The 17,653-nt window shown below is 48.1% G+C and carries 15 protein-coding genes; 5 read left to right on the top strand and 10 right to left on the bottom strand.

Translation table 11 applies throughout. From position 1 onward, the window contains the following. Positions 1 to 39: 39 nt before the first annotated feature. The 3 genes from GmarT_RS08950 to GmarT_RS08940 all read right to left on the bottom strand — a co-directional run bounded on the left by GmarT_RS08950 (position 40) and on the right by GmarT_RS08940 (position 4,250). Positions 40 to 1,497 (bottom strand): DUF1501 domain-containing protein, encoded by a 1,458-nt coding sequence (locus tag GmarT_RS08950; protein ID WP_002644731.1) that lies wholly within the window; start codon positions 1,495 to 1,497, stop codon positions 40 to 42. A gap of 64 nt (positions 1,498 to 1,561) precedes the next feature. Then, the gene (locus GmarT_RS08945) at positions 1,562 to 3,982 is read right to left on the bottom strand and encodes a DUF1549 domain-containing protein (protein ID WP_002644732.1); all 2,421 of its coding nucleotides are present in this window, start codon (positions 3,980 to 3,982) and stop codon (positions 1,562 to 1,564) included. Between the two features lie 58 nt (positions 3,983 to 4,040). Then, entirely contained in the window at positions 4,041 to 4,250 is a 210-nt protein-coding gene (locus GmarT_RS08940; RefSeq protein WP_002644733.1) for a hypothetical protein, read from the bottom strand. A 297-nt stretch (positions 4,251 to 4,547) separates the two neighbouring features. Here GmarT_RS08940 and GmarT_RS08935 point away from each other — a divergent pair, with 297 nt between their 5' ends. From GmarT_RS08935 to GmarT_RS08925, 3 genes are all read left to right on the top strand, one after another. Continuing rightward, positions 4,548 to 4,811, top strand: a complete 264-nt coding sequence (locus GmarT_RS08935) for a BON domain-containing protein (RefSeq protein ID WP_002644734.1) — start codon at positions 4,548 to 4,550, stop codon at positions 4,809 to 4,811. A 1,126-nt stretch (positions 4,812 to 5,937) separates the two neighbouring features. Then, the gene (locus GmarT_RS08930) at positions 5,938 to 6,951 is read left to right on the top strand and encodes a DUF1559 domain-containing protein (protein ID WP_002644736.1); all 1,014 of its coding nucleotides are present in this window, start codon (positions 5,938 to 5,940) and stop codon (positions 6,949 to 6,951) included. Between the two features lie 129 nt (positions 6,952 to 7,080). Beyond that, complete coding sequence (locus GmarT_RS08925) at positions 7,081 to 7,512, top strand: hypothetical protein (protein WP_002644737.1); 432 nt, start codon at positions 7,081 to 7,083, stop codon at positions 7,510 to 7,512. 172 nt (positions 7,513 to 7,684) lie between these two features. On the opposite strand, the gene GmarT_RS08920 is transcribed toward GmarT_RS08925, so the two are convergent. From GmarT_RS08920 to GmarT_RS29440, 3 genes are all read right to left on the bottom strand, one after another. Beyond that, positions 7,685 to 10,291, bottom strand: a complete 2,607-nt coding sequence (locus tag GmarT_RS08920; protein WP_002644738.1) for a hypothetical protein — start codon at positions 10,289 to 10,291, stop codon at positions 7,685 to 7,687. Then, positions 10,275 to 11,960 (bottom strand): hypothetical protein, encoded by a 1,686-nt coding sequence (locus tag GmarT_RS08915; RefSeq protein ID WP_002644739.1) that lies wholly within the window; start codon positions 11,958 to 11,960, stop codon positions 10,275 to 10,277. The genes GmarT_RS08920 and GmarT_RS08915 overlap by 17 nt, the downstream gene beginning before the upstream one ends. A gap of 272 nt (positions 11,961 to 12,232) precedes the next feature. Further along, on the bottom strand, positions 12,233 to 12,403 hold the full coding sequence (locus GmarT_RS29440; protein WP_155367897.1) for a hypothetical protein: 171 nt from the start codon (positions 12,401 to 12,403) through the stop codon (positions 12,233 to 12,235). Positions 12,404 to 12,568: 165 nt separating this feature from the next. Between GmarT_RS29440 and GmarT_RS08910 the strand changes: the two genes are divergently transcribed. After that, positions 12,569 to 13,180 carry a MarC family protein gene (locus GmarT_RS08910; RefSeq protein ID WP_002644741.1) on the top strand — a complete coding sequence of 204 codons (612 nt, stop codon included), beginning with the start codon at positions 12,569 to 12,571 and terminating at the stop codon, positions 13,178 to 13,180. 153 nt (positions 13,181 to 13,333) lie between these two features. Here GmarT_RS08910 and GmarT_RS08905 read toward each other — a convergent pair whose 3' ends face one another. Beyond that, positions 13,334 to 13,576 (bottom strand): PQQ-binding-like beta-propeller repeat protein, encoded by a 243-nt coding sequence (locus GmarT_RS08905; protein ID WP_044236708.1) that lies wholly within the window; start codon positions 13,574 to 13,576, stop codon positions 13,334 to 13,336. A 163-nt stretch (positions 13,577 to 13,739) separates the two neighbouring features. Here GmarT_RS08905 and GmarT_RS08900 point away from each other — a divergent pair, with 163 nt between their 5' ends. After that, positions 13,740 to 14,693: an IS110 family RNA-guided transposase gene (locus GmarT_RS08900; RefSeq protein ID WP_002643830.1), complete on the top strand. Its 954-nt coding sequence runs from the start codon at positions 13,740 to 13,742 to the stop codon at positions 14,691 to 14,693. A 46-nt stretch (positions 14,694 to 14,739) separates the two neighbouring features. On the opposite strand, the gene GmarT_RS08895 is transcribed toward GmarT_RS08900, so the two are convergent. The 3 genes from GmarT_RS08895 to GmarT_RS08885 all read right to left on the bottom strand — a co-directional run bounded on the left by GmarT_RS08895 (position 14,740) and on the right by GmarT_RS08885 (position 17,235). Beyond that, positions 14,740 to 15,480, bottom strand: coding sequence for a hypothetical protein (locus GmarT_RS08895; RefSeq protein WP_002644743.1), 741 nt, complete (start codon positions 15,478 to 15,480; stop codon positions 14,740 to 14,742). A gap of 132 nt (positions 15,481 to 15,612) precedes the next feature. Continuing rightward, positions 15,613 to 15,792, bottom strand: coding sequence for a hypothetical protein (locus GmarT_RS08890; protein WP_044236710.1), 180 nt, complete (start codon positions 15,790 to 15,792; stop codon positions 15,613 to 15,615). A 75-nt stretch (positions 15,793 to 15,867) separates the two neighbouring features. Then, positions 15,868 to 17,235: a PQQ-binding-like beta-propeller repeat protein gene (locus tag GmarT_RS08885; RefSeq protein WP_002644744.1), complete on the bottom strand. Its 1,368-nt coding sequence runs from the start codon at positions 17,233 to 17,235 to the stop codon at positions 15,868 to 15,870. Positions 17,236 to 17,653 lie beyond the last annotated feature (418 nt).

Genomic DNA, 17,653 nt, shown 5'->3' with positions numbered 1-17,653 from the left:
CTTTCAACCGGCTCCTGTCACTGGCTGAAATGAATCCAGTCAGGCAAAGAGTTCCTGTACCGCTTCTCCCTTGGCATCTTTTGTTACATAAAAGGGGCGGCCTTCAATATCGAATCCGGTTTTCGGGCTGATCCCCATCGCTGTCATTATGGTGGCATGCAGATTTTCTATAGAGACAGGGTTTTCGATCGCCATCAACGGTCGCTCATCTGCCGTTTTCCCATAGACGAAACCGCGTTTCATTCCCCCGCCGAACATCACCACACTCGTGCCACCGGTAAAATGACGATGCAGGCCATAATGCTTCATCTCGGAAACCGAGTCTACTTTCTCCCGAGCCTGATCGTTGGCATTGGAGCCCGGTTGCCCCTCCATTAACGCATCCCGGCTGAATTCCGATGCGATGATGACCAGAGTCCGATCGAGCAATCCACGTTCTTCAAGATCGAGAATCAGCTGAGTCACCGGTGCATCAATTTCTTTATGCATCCGGTCCACCGTGGTATGCCCATCGGCATGCGTATCCCAATGCAGAAAGGGAACGTACTCCGTCGTGACTTCAACAAACCGGGCTCCCGATTCCACCAGGCGTCGCGCCAGCAGACAGCCGCGTCCAAACCGGCCGGTATCATATTTCTGGCGTTTCTCCTCCGGCTCTAATGTAATGTCGAAGGCATTCCGTTCTTTGGAACTCAGCAGCCGATAGGCTTTGTCCATGGATCGCAGCATTGATTCCTGCTGGTAATCGCTCATCAGCGCGCGTTGCGGGCTTTGATCGATCAAACGGCGATACAGTTTATTACGGTTGACGAATCGCTCTCCCGTCATCCCCTGCGGCGGTCGCACCGAGCGGGCAGCTTCTTCAGGATAGGGCAGATTCAACGGCCCGTATTCGCTGCCGAAAAAACCGGCCGTGGTGAATGCCTTGAGTTCTTCACTTTCTCCGACTCCTTCCAGCCGCTGACCGATATTGATGAAGGCCGGCATCACAGGGTTGCGGGGACCAGCCACCCGCGCCATCCACGCCCCCAGATGCGGAGTCGCCACGGTCTGAGGGGGCACATAACCGGTATGCCAGTGATACTGATGCCGGGAGTGCAGAATGCTGCCCAGATCGGGTTGCACAGCAGAACGGATCAATGTAGCACGATCCATCACCGAGGCAATCCTTTCCAGCCCTTCGCAAATCTGCAGACCATCGACGGCTGTGGGAATCGCGGGAAAGGTACTCAGCATGTCAGCAACTTTGAGTCCCTTCTTAAACGGCAGATAGCGTTTTGGATCAAAGGTGTCCGGTGCCGCCATCCCTCCGCCCATCCAGAGCAGAATGCAACTGTCAGCGGTTGCCTCTGGATGTTTTGCATGACCGGGATCACTGGCATGCAGCAGTCGCGGTGCTCCCGCCATCATAGCCGCTGCTCCGGCGGCACTTAACTGCTTGAGAAAGTCACGTCGGACTATCTGTTCGGGAGCTTCAGGATCGAATTCAAATGTCATCAGTCGTTCTCACTGTGTATGAAATTTGTGCTCTGGTGATTTCACTCTTTTATTATACCACAGATCAGCGGATCAGGAAAAATTCAGGCAACATGCAGACCGACCATAACAGGTCTTCCACTTCCGCAGCCTGTGGGCTCTCTCCCAGCATCTGACCAACAAGTTCCGATTCTTCCGATGTCGGTGCTCGCGATAATGCATACAGAAACAAATACTCTGTCAGAAGCTTCGGATCACCGTCTGCTTGTGCAATCAGCCGTTTTGCTCCCTCGGCAAATACTTCCGCCAGTGTGGCTTCGTTGGAAAGATCAATCGCCTCCAGAGTCGTCAACTGGTCGGGACGCATTGAGACAATCTGCTCACGCATGGGACGTCCCAGCGATTTCATCAACGCCGTATTTTTCAACAGCGATGCCCGCACCATCGGCTGCTTTCCCTCTGCAGCCACAGCAAGCAGACTTTTAGCCTGCGCATCAACCGCCTTTGTCCAGCTTCCATTCGGTTTGACGATGGTCACCGGATTCCATTTTCCTTTAATGCTTCCCAGTCTTCCTTCACGTGAGGCAGGAGCATTGGGGTTCCATTCCCACGTTTCATCAGAGGCCAGTGAAATCTGCTCACCATTCTCCAGTTCCAGTCGGGCTTCAAAAAAGAATCCCGCCGCATTCGGGGTTTTCCCACCGTTATGCACAATCGCGGTAAGATCATTCTTACCTGGTTTTAATAAAGTATGCAGCGGCAGGGTTCGAACCTGGGACCAGTTCTTTCCCACGTCAACTTCCCGCCGGTTGATAAACAGAATATGGGAATTATCGCAGGTCAGGACCGCTCCCCCCCGTTTGACCGCGGACGGAAGTTCGATGATTTTCCTGACCACAATTGTTTCGTCGGCGGGAGGGGTTTCTTTCGCGGAATCACCCCAGATCCACTGCGCATTCAGTTCGAGTTCCGGTGCCCCTCCCTGCTCGACTTTTGTTCGAAAGATCGGAGCATCAATCTTGTCTGGAGCCGCACCGGTCATCTGCCAGACGCTGTCCAGAAACTGCTCTGCCGTCAGCCGACGCGACCGCGGCCCGCGATACAGATAGTCTGAACTCTCTGCCCCTTCTACCACTTCCACTTGAGACTGATACGCTTCTGAGGTAGCAATCAGTTCCAGCATCTGCTTCAAATCGTACTTGTGATCACTTAACGAGACCGCAAGGTAATCGAGCAGATCTTCATTCCAGGGTCTGGTCTGCATCGCATCCAGCGGATGTACGATCCCCCGTCCCATCAGGCGATGCCAGAGTCGATTCACAATCGTTCGCGTAAAACGTCCATTTTCAGGATGCGTCATCAACGCTGCCAGTTGCTGCAGCCGGGCTTCCCGCGAGGCACTGGGGTCGATCGTTCCAAGCTCCGGAAACAACCAGCTCGCCTGCGCTGTCTTACCGATCGGTTTGTCGCAGCGGTGAATCTCCAGTTCACGTTCCGAGTAGATCGCCGCCAGTCCATACGACTCGTCGAGTGTCCAGCGGTCGATAAAACTGTCATGGCATGAAGCACATTTCAAATTGATTCCCAGAAACGCCTGCCCCAGACTCTGTGCGAATTGAATCTCAACCGTCTGGCCCGCAGATACATTACCCCGCCATTTAATCCCGTCGATAAATCCGCGGCTGGCATCTGAAGGGGGCGCAATCAATTCGCGGGTCAGTTGATCGTATGGCTTGTTGTATAACAGCGATTCATACAACCAGCCGGAAACCTGTTTTCGCCCGCCGGTAATAAAGCCGGTCCCGCTGTAATCGTTTCTCAACAGATCATTAAAGAATGACAGCCAGTGATCGGCATAAGCCGTATCATCTGCGAGTAACTCCCTGATTTTCAGCGCCCGTTTCTCAGAGCAGGGATCAGCCAGAAATGTTGTTAATTCTTCTGGAGTTGGTAACAGCCCGACCAGATCGAGGTGCACTCGTCGCAGAAAGGTCGCATCATCAACAGGACCAGGTCGTGGTAGTTTATGCTTTGACAGATATTGATCGATCAGCCGGTCAATCGGATGATTGCGGCAATCTACAGTCGGCGGAAGAACGGGACGACGCGGTTTCAAAGGTGGTTCGTAAGCGACTTTCCCAAAAGAAAAACCAGCTTCCCAGGGCAGATCTTCGGAGACCCACTGTTTGAGCGTCGCCACTTCTTCCGCGGAAAGTCGTGGCTTGCCTTTCGGGGGCATCTGCATTTCAGGATCGCTGGAAGTAACCAGCTCAAGTAGATAAGAAGCTTTGACATCCTTCGGATCAACAAAGCCGGATTCCAGCCACAATGCGCGCGTGTTGAGGGAAAACGATCCCTTCGCCTCGCGGCCGCCGTGACAGGCAACGCAATGCTTTTGCAGAATCGGCACCACCTCGTGAGCAAAGTCGATCGGGCCCGCCTGGACGGGTGAAACAATGTCGACCAGCAAAACAATCAGGATGGGTAAATTATAGCGTGATATCATGAGGCGAGTCTGTTACAGGGTTTTGAACAGGTTATGAACATCATTTCGGTAAGACACTTCATGATATCACATCACAACCGGCAATCGCAAATTGCTTTTCAGGGTTAACACTGGAGATCCAGCCGACTTTCAAACTGTTCAAAACCATATTCACAATCCTGTAAGCACATCTTTTTATATGAAATACAGATCCATTTTGAATGACGTTCCTGAACTCCCTCTGGGAAACAATCATCAGCTCGGTCAGCCTGTCGTAGCGACCCGACATTCAAATAGCCTCCTTTTCTGGCTGCTGCAAGACCAGCATGATCGATCAGCGACCTCCCCCTGGTCGATTAATATACAACGAGACGCAATTCGGCCTTCCATTGATTCAGCCCTCCCAGCTTCGCACCACAGAGCATTGTACATGTGCAGGATAATTCCCGTTCATTTCTGTCTGAAGCACCTGTCAATTTTTCGCAGCGAATCCCTCACCTTTGGTACAGCAAATGCAAAACTGCGAGGTCTCACCATTCTGATTTAAGGCGCTCTTTATTCCCTCAATTTGATCCAGGACTATCCCATGCAGAATCTGCAAGAGGCTACGCTGCCGAATGAATTTATCAATCGACGAATCGAAAGTTCCATTCATCAGATAGGATACCCCCAGTTAAAAACGATACGTTGCGAATCAAACGGTTCCACCCTGATTCTCAAAGGGGAACTGAATTCATATTATCAGATGCAACTCGCTCTGAAAATTGCTGTTAACGAACCCTGGATCGACCAGATAGACAATCACATCAGGATCGTTCCCGACAGTCGAGAGTTGAATCTGATCTTCTGAGTGGGGTGAGACATAGAAGTGAGACGGCGTTGAAAGTCCCATGTCCGGAAATCGCTGACATCTTCTTCTTCTTCACCTGTTGATTGTGCATCAGTTTCACCTTTCACCTGTCCATTTTCGTCTTGACCCCACTGCGCTGCTGGCGATAAACGTCAAATCGTGTCGCGCGCGTGACCAGTTTACAGTGCACTGAAACACGCGACCGTTGTTAAGAATCATCACTATAAAACAGCCTGATTTTTCCAGATTTGCACTGCCTGAATCAGCACCAGTTCGTTATGTATGCCTGCGGGTCGCCGCACTTCGTGGCCTTTCACCCCGTCAACGCCCTGGTACCGCCCTGCATCGTGCCGGTATCAACCTGTATCGCCACCCGATTCTGTTCATCCCACTTGACGCCCCCGTGCCCTTCTCCAGAATAAGCACCATGAGATGCATCATTACCAGGCCATCAATCGCAGAATAAAACATGAAATCAATTTCCTTCAATCATTGTCAGACCCGTGGGTGCCATCTGTCGGCTCGCCCGACAGTGCCGATTTAACCAGCCTCCCTACACAAAAACGGATAAGCCCGAATACAATTCGGGCCGAGGGCAGCGAGCAGGAGGTCTCAGTGAAAGCAAACAAGCCACTCAAAAAGTTCTAATTCAGAACACCCCACGAAAGCAGGAAACCGTCAGATCAACTCACATAAAAAGCACCCCAGAATCCTACCAGAAGTCCCAGCCCCACCCCCAAATGAACAGCGACCACAAAAGTGGTCAAACACTCACCCATCATCAGCTTTCCCACTACCCAAAAGGGAAATCGAGCCCCCTGTCATGCAGACATCCAGATATCTTGATTTATTTCCAGATTAGACCGGTAAATGACTCAATCCGCATACGTTTACTAAATGAGGGCTTAAACCCATTTACACATGAACATTAGAACCATCCTCTCTGATCGTGTTTCAATTGCGGCCGCAATTGTTTGCACAGCAGTCACGATACTGCTGCAGAGAACCGTTCGAATGGAGCCGTCTCACGGCGTGGCATGTGTGGTCACACAGTGACCGCTCTTAATTAATTTCTTCCATACCATTTTAACCTGTTTTATTTCATTTATTAGAAAGTGTGAAAATCATGACAGCCAGATCGCGCTCACTTCGTCCTCGGGGATTTACCCTGATTGAACTGCTCGTCGTCATCGCCATCATTGCGATTCTGATTGCCCTGCTCCTCCCGGCGGTCCAGCAGGCGCGGGAAGCAGCCCGCCGCAGCAGTTGCAAAAACAACCTCAAGCAACTCGGCCTGGCCGTTCACAATTACAATTCCACGTTCGGCATGCTCCCCCCCGTCTATGTAATCGACCCCAACGTCGGCGACGACGAAGGACACTGGACCTGGTCCGCGTTCCTCGCCCCGTATGTTGAACTGGGTACGGTCTACAACAAATTTGATGTCGGCAACACCCCCGCCAGCTACGCCTTCGGTCGGAACATCTCCGCCATGCAGCAGACCTACGCCGTCTTCCGCTGCCCGTCCGATACCGGCCCGCAGAAGCACACCGACGCCGGTTACACGATTGACTACTTCGATTCTTCAGGCAGCAGAACCTCCAACGTGGGTGTCGCCCTTACCAACTATGTCGCTTCCAATAACAACGCCTACCATCGCGCCAACAAAGCCAGCAACTATCTGGATGGTACCACCGGAGGCACCGGCGCTTTCTGGGGGAACAGCAACTGCCGCATTCGCGATATTACCGATGGACTGAGCAATACGATTCTCATGGGAGAACGGGCCTATCAGATCCCCGGCAATAAAATGATTGCCGGCATGCTGTTTACCGTCCGCGACAACCTGGGACAGGGTCCCACCTGTGCCAACTGCACCGGCAATACCGCAGCGAACCAGGGACTGCTGAGCGTCGCGGGGACCACTCATTTTGGTATCAACCCCACCTCCACATCAGACCAGGCCAACGGCGGCTACAGCAGTCTACACACCGGGGGCGCCCAGTTCTTAATGGGCGACGGTCGCGTGCAGTTCATCAGCGAAAACATCGACAACAGCATCGCCTCGGGCGGCATCGTCGACAGTACGTTTGAGCGACTGGCCTCCATTCAGGACGGCGCCGTCATCGGCGAGTATTAACAGACGCCCGCCTCTCCCCGCGGTTCCTTTCACACCGAATTGCGGCGGAGACCGGTTCTCTCCCCATTCAGGCGAAACAGATCCGATTCTGTTTCGCCCTGTTCTCTAGCGACTCGAGAAAGCAGATCGATGAAACCCGTTTCTTTTTTTAATGCAACGCTCCTCAGCCTGTCATTCGTGTTCCTGTCAGCCTGCGGCGGAGGCAGCGACACCCCTCCTCTGGGCACCGTTACCGGCGTAGTGACTCTGGACGACAAACCCCTGTCCGATGCGGAAGTCACCTTCCAGCCGGAAAAGGGACGCCCTTCCCTGGGAAAAACCGACAGCGAAGGGAACTACACCCTGGTCTACACCGCCAGCGATAACGGCGCCCTGATCGGCCCGCACAGGGTCCTCATCACCACCGCCGTCGAAGCCTTCTCCGACGAATCCGGCGGCGGCAACGACCGCGAAGCCCGCCCCGAAATCCTCCCCCCCAAATACAACGCCCAGACCACCCTGACCGCACAAGTCAAACCGGGCGCGAACACAATCGACTTCCCGCTGAAGTCGAAAGAGTAAGAAAAGTAGAGAGTATCGAGAAGAAACGTCTGCCATTTAATCGTTCGCAGCGGACATAGGGAAAACTCCTGTGGTGGGAACAAGTGAGGCGAGAATCAGTCCTTCTATCGTATCAGATAGGCTGGATCTCTCCACCCGTTTTTGGTGGATGTGAGGATTTTTGTGGGGGGGATTAGATTTCTTCTTTTGCATCATACAACCAATTAGAAACTAACTCTAATTCACTCGGTAGATTAACTTTTAGTCCATCCATCAGAATCCGAATTAGATTTTGGGCCCTTTTTCCAGGTGCCAATAGATTAATCTTGCTTAAACATCCCTCTATATAAGGATGATTTGAAAAACTAAATTTTCTTGCTTCAAGAATACGAGACCAATACAAGAGTAGATTATCAGTAAGAAATAGCCAAAGAGTTGAATTGGTTGAGATTTTGGAAGAATATTCATGCATTATTAGGGCATGATAGCTTACTGCGGCATTTAGGTGCGTTTCTTTTGAAAAAGATGCCAGTATGAAATTTGCTGTCGCCCCTGCTCTATTCCCTGCTTTATATTCTTTCATAGCACTATCTCTAAGTTTAAAACTCGGTTTTTCTTCGAAAGAACATTTTATAGCGGCTGAAATAGAATTAAAAACATTCGGATCAGATGAATCTTCTGCCTGTTCAGTGCAATAGGAAACTAAACTTTCGAGTTTTCTTTTGTTGTCGTCCTCCAAAATAGAGATGTATAGCATAGTGGGAAGCACCCCTAAAAAAAGAGCGAGTGATTCTGCCTGGTTCCAATTTTGATTCGGTTTTTCCCCCATCAGCGTTAGCGGGTTTTGATTTTGAAGAACAGAATGTATGCCCTTATTCGAGGCAACCATACTTGCTGTTAATGCAATTGCAGCTTCCGATGCATAATCCAGAACTTTCTCAGTCTGAAACTTCTTGATCAACGATGCTATTAAGGTTTCTCCAAGTAGAAATATTGAAGGTAAAATACTTTTTTTCCTAGCATCATCAATGCCTCTATTTGCCCAGAATATTGCTCTATTATGCTTCCCAAGTGATGAAGAATATACTACCAAAAGATAAGAAATAAGTGCTACAGTTCTTACATCCATGGTTTCATCATACCAGTTGGCTAATTCTTCATTATATATGGATAAAAAACCTCGTTCAGGTTTTATATATGACTCTTCTGGTGGAAAGCCTGTACTTGAAACAGAAGACATATAGCCGAGAACTTGTGCTAGTAAGACACTATTCATTTTCCACTCAGTTGTCTCCTCAAAATGCTGAAACAACACTAAAAATGCTTCGTCAAGATAATCAAAAGCTAAACTCTTATTGTGATTATACCATGCGGCAATTGATGCTTCTCCCAACGCACGTATCATCAATTTACTATGAATGACTTTCGGATTCTGGCTCGCAATTCGAACAGCTGACTCAGCTTTCTCTAAAGCCTTGCTAGAATCAGAATCGCCAATTGCTCTACTTAATTCGATAAATGCATGGCACTTCAAATCTTTAAATTCATCTGCATCTAATTCGCATGCTATTGAGAGTCGCTCAGATGCCTCAATGATCTTATCATTGAAAAGGTACTGCCTCCCTAGAATGTGATTTATCAAAAAAAGAATTTCATCATCATTTTTCTCAGATTCCAAGAAGTCGCTAGCTAATTGAGTAGCAGTCTTAATGTCTTTTAGATATTCAGCGTAAACTATAATTTTTGAACGTACAGCTAATGCCTGAACCCACCGAAAATGATTTTTTTTCGCATATGAGATTACTGTGTCATAGCTTCGAATAGCATCATCAAAGTTTTGCTCTTTCGCTGAGACTTGGTGTTGAATTATCCATAGACGATCTAATAATAATTGAAGCCCTCCTTTTGCCAAATCACAAGAAATAATCTTAGAAGCGGGTTCTTTTGGTAGATCAGAAATTAGTTTGAACCAGTTGTTAAAATCATCAGTGTTTTTAATTTCTGGTACAAAAAACCAAGGGAAAGAACTCAAATATTCATCATCGAATAATGGACTTGAGTCTGGAAGTGCTTCTGCATAATCTTCGATCTCTTTTACTTTTTCGAAGTTCGATAACACAAATCCACATAGATCAAGACCCACGCTTAAATCGACCTTTGCAACGATAGATGCTGTCTGTATCGCAAAAATAAAGACTCCCCAAAAATCCTCTTTTCTAGAATTCTCAATTAATTCACCAGCTTCTGAAAGCAACTCTCTAATAGATCTGTTCAATGATTGTGCTAAATGTACCTGAACAGCCTTGATTATAAGTGCCAGAATTGTAGGACAATCATCTAGTAAACCTTCAGATATGGACGTTTGGTAAATTAGTTTTTTCCAGTCCTCTGGAAATTCGAAAGATTTCCTTAAACCGGATAAAAGATGCATTCCGAGGCTTGGACCGTTCCTAGCGAGTTTGAAATAGCTAATTCCTTTTGCAAAATCGATTGGAGAGAGACCTGATGATTTGAAAACTAATTCGGCTAGTTTATTTGCAACAGTTCTTTTTACATCTTCTTCAAGTTCATCTTGTCCGAATTGTGCAATCAGAGGACAGATGAATGCGGTGTTTTCTGTTTGTTTCTCGATCCAAAGCCCCTGTAAATGAGAATATGCTTCGTTTGGTCTATTCACCTTAGGGGATACTGATGCAACAGAATCAATTTCTATTCTTCCAAACAAGCCTATAACTACGCAAAGTCGATAGAGTAACTCTCTAGAATTATTGCTTTCCACAGTACTAAGAAGCCGAGCCATTGTCTCTTCGACTAATTCCCCCCCTTAGGGCGAAATTAAAGCTTTGAGCTCGAAATGCTTCGAGTTGATCCCACCCAGTAGAACTGATACTGCGAGCGGTGGCGGCAAGAATAGTCGGGTTACCTGAAGTTGATTGCACAAAAGATTCTGCAATTTCTGGAGTTATTATTCCATCAGGCGCACCATGTTTCTCAAAGAGCTCTTTAGTTTCGATACTATTCAAACTAGGTGATGGAGTCTCAAAAAATGTTGACTTCTTGAGAACATCAGGAATTGATTTAGGAATGGCGTAGTGACTCAAGGTTACTAGTTTGTGTCCCTTCTCTGCCATCTTTTCGGCAATTTCAATTAAACATCGACTAAGAGAATCACCAGAAATGAGTCGAGGAACATCATCAAGAAAAAAGACCGTCTCTTTTTCTAATGCATTTAAACCAGATTCCGTAATCGTGCCAGTTCGCATATCGTCGCAAAGCTGAGAGAATAAATGATGTATTAGGAAATTGGCTTCGTCTGAGTTTAAATCTCTAAGTGAGACATAAATAACAGCACCTAGTTGTTCTCCTAATAAAGAAGCGATTTGAGTTTTTCCACAACCGATACTTCCATAAATTGCGATCCAATTCTTCGTATCAAGTATCTTCCTTAATCCTGAAACTGTTGTTTCGCGATTAGAAATTGTACTTACTTGCACTGGAAGCTCTGTTGAAATATCCCCTATTGCAGTGGAAAGAGCTAAAGATATTTGGGGGCCATATTTTTCTTCGAGGAGTTTTTGTTGGATCCCGGCGATGATTATTTCATGCTGTTTGCTATCTTTTTCGAGCTGTTCAATTCGAATCGAATGCGAGAGTACTTCTGATTTTAGAAAACTCAGTAGTTCAATCTCATTATCATTAAGAGTTGGGAGACTAAGTATTGCATCAAGCAGCTGGAGATCTAGTATTTTTTCTTCACGCTTTGATAAAATTTCTATTACTTGAAGGAATAATCTAGGATAGACATCGTCAAGCTTTGATACATCTATTTTCTTCGTTTTAATCAACTGAAATATTTCTTTGGATATATCTTCAGCATTACTCTCTTGAGTAGACCATTCAAAGCACCGAATTAGTTCTTCAAGTTCACTAAGACTAACATTCTTAACATAGTCTTTAAATGAATCCCAAGTTAGATGATCAACTCCTTGAGGTTTATCATCTAACTTGGACAAAAAAGATTGTAGCTTCGTTAATCTTTCAGTACGTTCCGGTTCAGATATTGTTTTTAAGCGAAGCTCTTCCCATACTTCAATTGCAGGCTTTCGATCGACAAATGGAGAAGGACGTTCTGTTGTTACCAATGAATTTGTGCAAAATCGAAAAGCGAGATTTAGTTGAGGATTATTTTTAAAATGTTGGATTGCATTAGCGAGAGCAATTTTACAGGGAGACGACCTAAGAGTAATTGATTTCTCTAAGTGTTTAACTTGCTCAAGAACTCGATCAAATTGTTTCGCACCTTTGGATATCGAGTCATTTACTATGTCAATGTCTTCTCCAAATTCAAGAACCAGCTTTTGGTCATCCTTAAGAGACAACCAGCGTTTTATTGTTAGATCTATTTGATATTTATAACCCCTAATAACAAACCAAGCATCTCGGTTTTTGGAAAGTTTAAACTCGTTCATTTCATATCCTGTGTCATCAGATTAGCAGCTCAATCGGTCCCAGGATCGAATGGCACTGCCTGTTGTGGTGTAACAGTTTTCGTTCATACCATCGCCCTTCTTTGTTGATGGTAATGGTATCTCGGTTGCTTCAGCAAAGCCAGCGCTTTGGTTCGCCGTTTATTGGCTCTGGGTTCTGTTCGGCCGGTACGATGTCCCACACGTTCGCTGCAGGGGATCTGCTGACCGAGTGTGGTTAATTCCTCAGTCGTCTTCGTAACGGCTCCCAGCAATCAACTCGCAGCCAGCATCTGTTGCGTGGTAGTAAACGAGAGTGAACGGGGATCACGGCCTGTCGCCATGCCACTCTGCAGCATCTTCAATCGAATCAGATTGTACGCCAGCAGACACGACCAGAGTTCGGTAAGCACCATGGCCGGCGACTTCGCACGCAGGACGTACAAAAGACTTTTTGTATCTGACGAGCGGCTGCCTTCTTTCAATCAACGGCAACACAAGCTAGAATGGAAATTCCCAACCACGAGCGATGCACTTTCCGACCGAGTCGCGCTGCAGTAAGCGACCAGTGTATAGACGCTTAACCTCCAGAACATTCGATTCTAAATTCAATGAATGATGTTTTCAATTCCACGGCTCTTTTATTAACACTTCTCAATCCCTTTCTGGTGATCATTTATCTTGTTGACGTGGTTCAAAAGCTGGAACAGAAACAATTTCGTCATGTACTGATGCGGGCGGGTCTGATTACCAGCGCGATTTTCTGTAGCTTTGTGGTTCTGGGAGACAAGATTTTTACCGGTGTGATGCAAGTCGAATTTGCCTCATTCCAGATCTTCGGAGGTATTGTCTTTCTGCTGATCGGGATTCAGTTTGTCTTTAAAGGTCCCGTGGTCATTGAAGCATTACGAGGAGAATCTTCCAATATTTCTGCTTCGATCGCGATGCCGGTGTTGATTGGCCCGGGGACCATTAGCGCCTGTGTACTGATTGGGAAACGGCACGAACCTCTGGTGGCATGCACGATTGTTGTGATTTCGGTTTTCGTCTGTCTGGCCACCATTCTGGTTCTGAAATTCATACACGATATGGTGAATCAAAAGCGGAGCGCGTTAATTGATCGGTACATCGAAATCATGGGCCGCATCACAGCGCTTTACGTCGGAACAGTCTCGATCGACATGATCATGCAGGGCTTGCGAACTTGGGCCGATAAATTTTAAAAAGAGAACACCACCGGATCAAAGCCTGGCGGGAACAGTTTTCGGGCTACCGAGTTCTGCCACCCGGTTTGACGGTTCGGGGGCGAACTGTAACGGCTCAGTCCCCCCATTCGATCCAGCAGTGGATCAAATCACTTCACTAATCAACCCCACTCACCGCCCTGCATCAATACAATACAGGTTGTCGACGGTGCGGATGAAGATGCTGCCGTCGGCGATGGCGGGGGTGCCCCAGGCTTGCTGGTCGAGTTTGTTGACAGCCACCAAGTTCAACTGGTCACCGGGTAGATTAAAGGGGTCAGGAGTCGTTTTATTGACTCCTAGTATCTCGGGTACGAGCGGCATTGGACCAGGCTTACAGAATTGATGTGGCTGGTTATATTGATAAGAGCTCATCCCTGATGGCCATCAGGGATGAGCTGCGACTTTGTAGATCGTCGAGTCCTGGGTGCTGATAGACACCGTGGGTCAGTTGGATCGCAGAGCCGCATCGTTTTCAACCCGAACAGTCGCTAGAGCCACTCAGGTGAGCTCGTATTTTACTAGGATGGGACACACGATGAAAGACTCCTCTTCAATTTCTGTGGTTGGCATTGATGTTTCTAAAGATTCACTCGATCTCTTCCATACGATTAATGGCCAGCAGCAGAAGATCGCTTATCAGCAGGATTCCCTCAAGCTGCTTGCCCGGCAGATCATCAAGCTCAACGCAACCGTCGTCATGGAAGCCACGGGTGGCTACGAAAAGAAACTGGTCAAATATTTACAGAGCCAGGGAATTGCATGTGCCGTGGTGAATCCGAAGCTGATTCGTGACTTTGCCAGAGCCTGTGGGAAGCTTGAGAAAAACGATGCCATCGACGCCAGGATCATCGCCTCTTTTGGACAGATGATGCAACCGAGGACGATGGGAAAAATCGATCGAAACAGGGAGAAACTCAAGTTGCTGGCAACTCGTCGAGAACAGGTTCAAAGTATGATTACCCAGGAATCCAATCGTCAGCAGCAAATTGAGGATCGGCAAATTCGGGCCTTCATTCAACGGGCGATCCAACTCTATCAGAAACAGCTTAAAAAACTGGACAATGAAATGCTGAAGGTCATTGAAGCCGACCAGACCATGAAACAGAAGTCCGAAATTCTGCTCTCTGCGAAAGGTGTCGGCCCGGCAACAACCGCTAACCTGATTGCCGGGCTGCCTGAACTCGGGCAACTGAATCGGCAGCAGATCGCCAAGCTCGTCGGCCTGGCTCCTCTCGTTCGGGACAGTGGCAAATTCAAAGGGCAGCGCAGAACATATGCCGGCAGAAGCCAGATACGGCGGATCCTTTATATGGCGACCTTAGTAGCCACGCGCTGGAACAGTCGCATCAAAGCATTTTACTTGTCCTTATTGGAAAGAGGTAAACCGAAGAAGCTGGCCATCACAGCCTGCATGAGAAAGTTTATCACCATCCTGAATTCCATGATGAAAAACAATCAGACGTGGGATCAAAATCTTCTTGCTTCTTGACATAATCCAAGACAGTCGCTGACCCCTTTTTTTTTCCTGTCACCTTTTATTCTTGCACAAGAAACTCCCAAACGGCGATAATCACTTCTTTTTGACTCATCGTTCGCGCTTCCTCGTCGTACTGACTTCGCAACGTGTATACATCCTGGTTTGGTGACTGTATCTCAACATAATCATCACGAAAACCAAACACTTCCATAAAACCTGATTCGACGCCGTTAAGGTTTCGTATTTCCTGATCAATCATCGTAAAGCTTACGGGGACTCCACTCGAGCTGCCAGCACCTCCTTGTGTCCTCGGATTTTCAAACCTGAGCAGGGCCTTCGGTGTTATGACTCTTCGCCAATCCAATGCGGGGTTCGTATGATGCCTCATCTCAACAAACAATTCTTTTAATTCACTTCCTGAATATTCACAATTATGGATCGGAAGAACTAGATAGAGCTCCTTGCGTTCCTCATCTAACCTTCCCTTAAAGTAGCTGTGAAAATCAGGGGGAACCAATAACAAATGAGTAAAGTTGTATTCGTTTGGGATGTCAATCTGATGTTTCGACAAGACACTCTGGCCTCCATCTAACTGCTCAACTGCCAGCAATAGGGACTGTGCAAATTGATCATTGTGATACCCGTCAGTCACTAAAAGCAAATCCCTCTGAGAAAGAGGATCTGGCATGAAGTAATAAAGAAATTTAAAAGCAGGAACGATATCCTGGGACTTCAAAATATCGCTTGTAATAGTCTCAATATCAAAAAAATTGGCTTCGATGTCTTGCTGAGAGATCACAAATTAACTCCCTGTTATCTTTCGGAATCTGGGACATAAGCTGAAACAATAACAGATCATTTCTCACTTGTCACAATCTCAGCCTGAAGTGAAAAGAAGTCAGCCCACGATTCCACCTTTCCTGTATTGAAATCACTTCTCAAGTCTATCCGAAATGACGAGATACAAAGAGGCGACAATGATAATCACCAGTAATGGCAAATAAAGGTAAGATGGAACCTGCAGGCCCACCAACGGCCCTCCCCACAATATTGAACCAGCTAAAAACAGTATTCCGCCAACAACGATACCTTTAAATTGCAAGCGTGTCATCAATCGAGACCTTTCATTGATTACCGTTTCAGTCAGTGTAGAAAAGGAATCAGATCACTTCACCAATCCCCCCATTCACCGACCTGCATCAATACAATACAGGTTGTCGACGGTGCGGATAAAGATGCTGCCGTCGGCGATGGCGGGGGTGCCCCAGGCCTGCTGGTCGAGTTTGTTGACGGCCACCACGTTCAGTTCGTCACCGGCCGCGATGACGTGGGTGTTGCCGTTGGAATCCAGCGCGAAGAGATGTTTGCCGTCGGTCCAGGGGGACGCCCAGAACGCGCGGGCTCCCGGAACGCGGCTTTCGTATTCCAGACGCCCCGTTTCCATATCGACACAACGAATGATGCCCCGGCGACGTTCGAAGAAATACAGGTTGCCAGCTAAATAAGTAGGCGACGCCATTTGAATGCCGGAACCGTCTATCCGCCACTCCACGAACGTTCCCTGCCTGACGTCACCCGGCGGAGTAATATCACCCGCGCCACCCGGTTTGATGGAGTAAAGCCGCCCGCCTCCGTCATCATCGCCGCCACGATTACGCAGTTCATTGCCGATGAACAGCCGATCGCCGACGGCAACAGGGGTCGCCGACGAACGCCCTTTGTTCATATCCAGCGTCCAGAGTAACTTTCCCGTCGCAGGATCATAAGCACGATAGACGGTCCCCCCCACGATCAGTTCATTCCGCAACGAATTCTTCCAGATCATGGGGCTGCTGTATTGAGACTTTTCATCACGGTTGACCTTCCAGATTTCCTCTCCGGTTTTCGTATCCAGGGCCACGAGGAACGACTGCTCCTGGTTATCAACCTGAATGAACAGCCTGTCTTCAAACAGCACCGGCGAGCTCGACGTGCCCCAGCCGGCCCGCATCTCATACACGCCCAGATCTTTCTGCCACAACACGTCGCCGTTCGGGTCGAGACAATAAACGCCGTTCATGCCGAAGTACGCGTATATGCGCTTCCCGTCTGTGACCGGCGTTTCCGTGGCATAGGTGTTGGTGTTGTGCCGCTTCAACGGCGGCTTACCTTCTTTCACTGTCTTCTTCCAGAGCGTCTCACCACTGGCAGCATCCAGACAGACGACCTGGTATTGATACAACACGTTAACCAGATCGTTACGATCGCGGCTGTAATCACCCCTATTGGATTCCGGCCGGGCGCTGTTTTTCTTTACTGGATGGGAGGGCACCGCAGCCGTCATGTAAACGCGATTGTCCCAGACTATGGGCTGCGACCAGCCTTCGCCTTCAAGGGGCTTCTTCCAGCGAATATTGGTTTGTTCTCCTGCCTCATCCGACCAGTTGACGGGCAGCGGCGTGGCAGAGACGGCATTGGAATGCGCGCCCCGGAACTGAGGATAGTTTTCGGCCAGGCAGGTTTGCCCCACGGCCAGCACGACGAACAGCACGGTCAATTGATAAGTGAAATGCATAACCTCTTCCTGACATCCATAACACGCGGTGATACGATGATTCATTGAGAACCATACGAAAAAAAATTTGACTCACTAATAGATAGTGTAAGGGCTGCGAACAAGAATGAAACAGCAATTCTGTGTGAGAGCAAAATCAGTGTCAGGTGCAGGAATCGTTCCTTTTCCCGAGGTCTGTCCTGGAGTTTGATCGCGGTCCCCAGGGCAGGATGTTGCACCGTTTATTCGCTCTACTCCTCCTCTCCGAAGGGATACCGCGGTGGTAGACGCAGTAACGGAGAGCCTTAAAATAACGCCTGATGAGAGGCTCCACCAGCGACAACAGGATTCGAGCACTCATCCTCAGGTTATGATAGACAACCCTGAAATTCAGAACATTCGTATACACGCACTCTGTCCAGTATCGCGAACAGGTCCT

It is taken from the genome of Gimesia maris (genome assembly GCF_008298035.1).
GTDB lineage: Bacteria > Planctomycetota > Planctomycetia > Planctomycetales > Planctomycetaceae > Gimesia > Gimesia maris.
This window is presented reverse-complemented; position numbering and strand designations above follow the sequence as displayed.

Bases quoted from the DNA above. Each gene is read 5' to 3' on its own strand.
- GmarT_RS08950 (WP_002644731.1), bottom strand. From the start codon at position 1,497: ATGACATTTGAATTCGATCCTGAAGCTCCCGAACAGATAGTCCGACGT.
- GmarT_RS08945 (WP_002644732.1), bottom strand. From the start codon at position 3,982: ATGATATCACGCTATAATTTACCCATCCTGATTGTTTTGCTGGTCGAC.
- GmarT_RS08940 (WP_002644733.1), bottom strand. From the start codon at position 4,250: ATGTCGGGTCGCTACGACAGGCTGACCGAGCTGATGATTGTTTCCCAG.
- GmarT_RS08935 (WP_002644734.1), top strand. From the start codon at position 4,548: ATGCAGAATCTGCAAGAGGCTACGCTGCCGAATGAATTTATCAATCGA.
- GmarT_RS08930 (WP_002644736.1), top strand. From the start codon at position 5,938: ATGACAGCCAGATCGCGCTCACTTCGTCCTCGGGGATTTACCCTGATT.
- GmarT_RS08925 (WP_002644737.1), top strand. From the start codon at position 7,081: ATGAAACCCGTTTCTTTTTTTAATGCAACGCTCCTCAGCCTGTCATTC.
- GmarT_RS08920 (WP_002644738.1), bottom strand. From the start codon at position 10,291: ATGGCTCGGCTTCTTAGTACTGTGGAAAGCAATAATTCTAGAGAGTTA.
- GmarT_RS08915 (WP_002644739.1), bottom strand. From the start codon at position 11,960: ATGAACGAGTTTAAACTTTCCAAAAACCGAGATGCTTGGTTTGTTATT.
- GmarT_RS08910 (WP_002644741.1), top strand. From the start codon at position 12,569: ATGAATGATGTTTTCAATTCCACGGCTCTTTTATTAACACTTCTCAAT.
- GmarT_RS08905 (WP_044236708.1), bottom strand. From the start codon at position 13,576: ATGAGCTCTTATCAATATAACCAGCCACATCAATTCTGTAAGCCTGGT.
- GmarT_RS08900 (WP_002643830.1), top strand. From the start codon at position 13,740: ATGAAAGACTCCTCTTCAATTTCTGTGGTTGGCATTGATGTTTCTAAA.
- GmarT_RS08890 (WP_044236710.1), bottom strand. From the start codon at position 15,792: ATGACACGCTTGCAATTTAAAGGTATCGTTGTTGGCGGAATACTGTTT.
- GmarT_RS08885 (WP_002644744.1), bottom strand. From the start codon at position 17,235: ATGCATTTCACTTATCAATTGACCGTGCTGTTCGTCGTGCTGGCCGTG.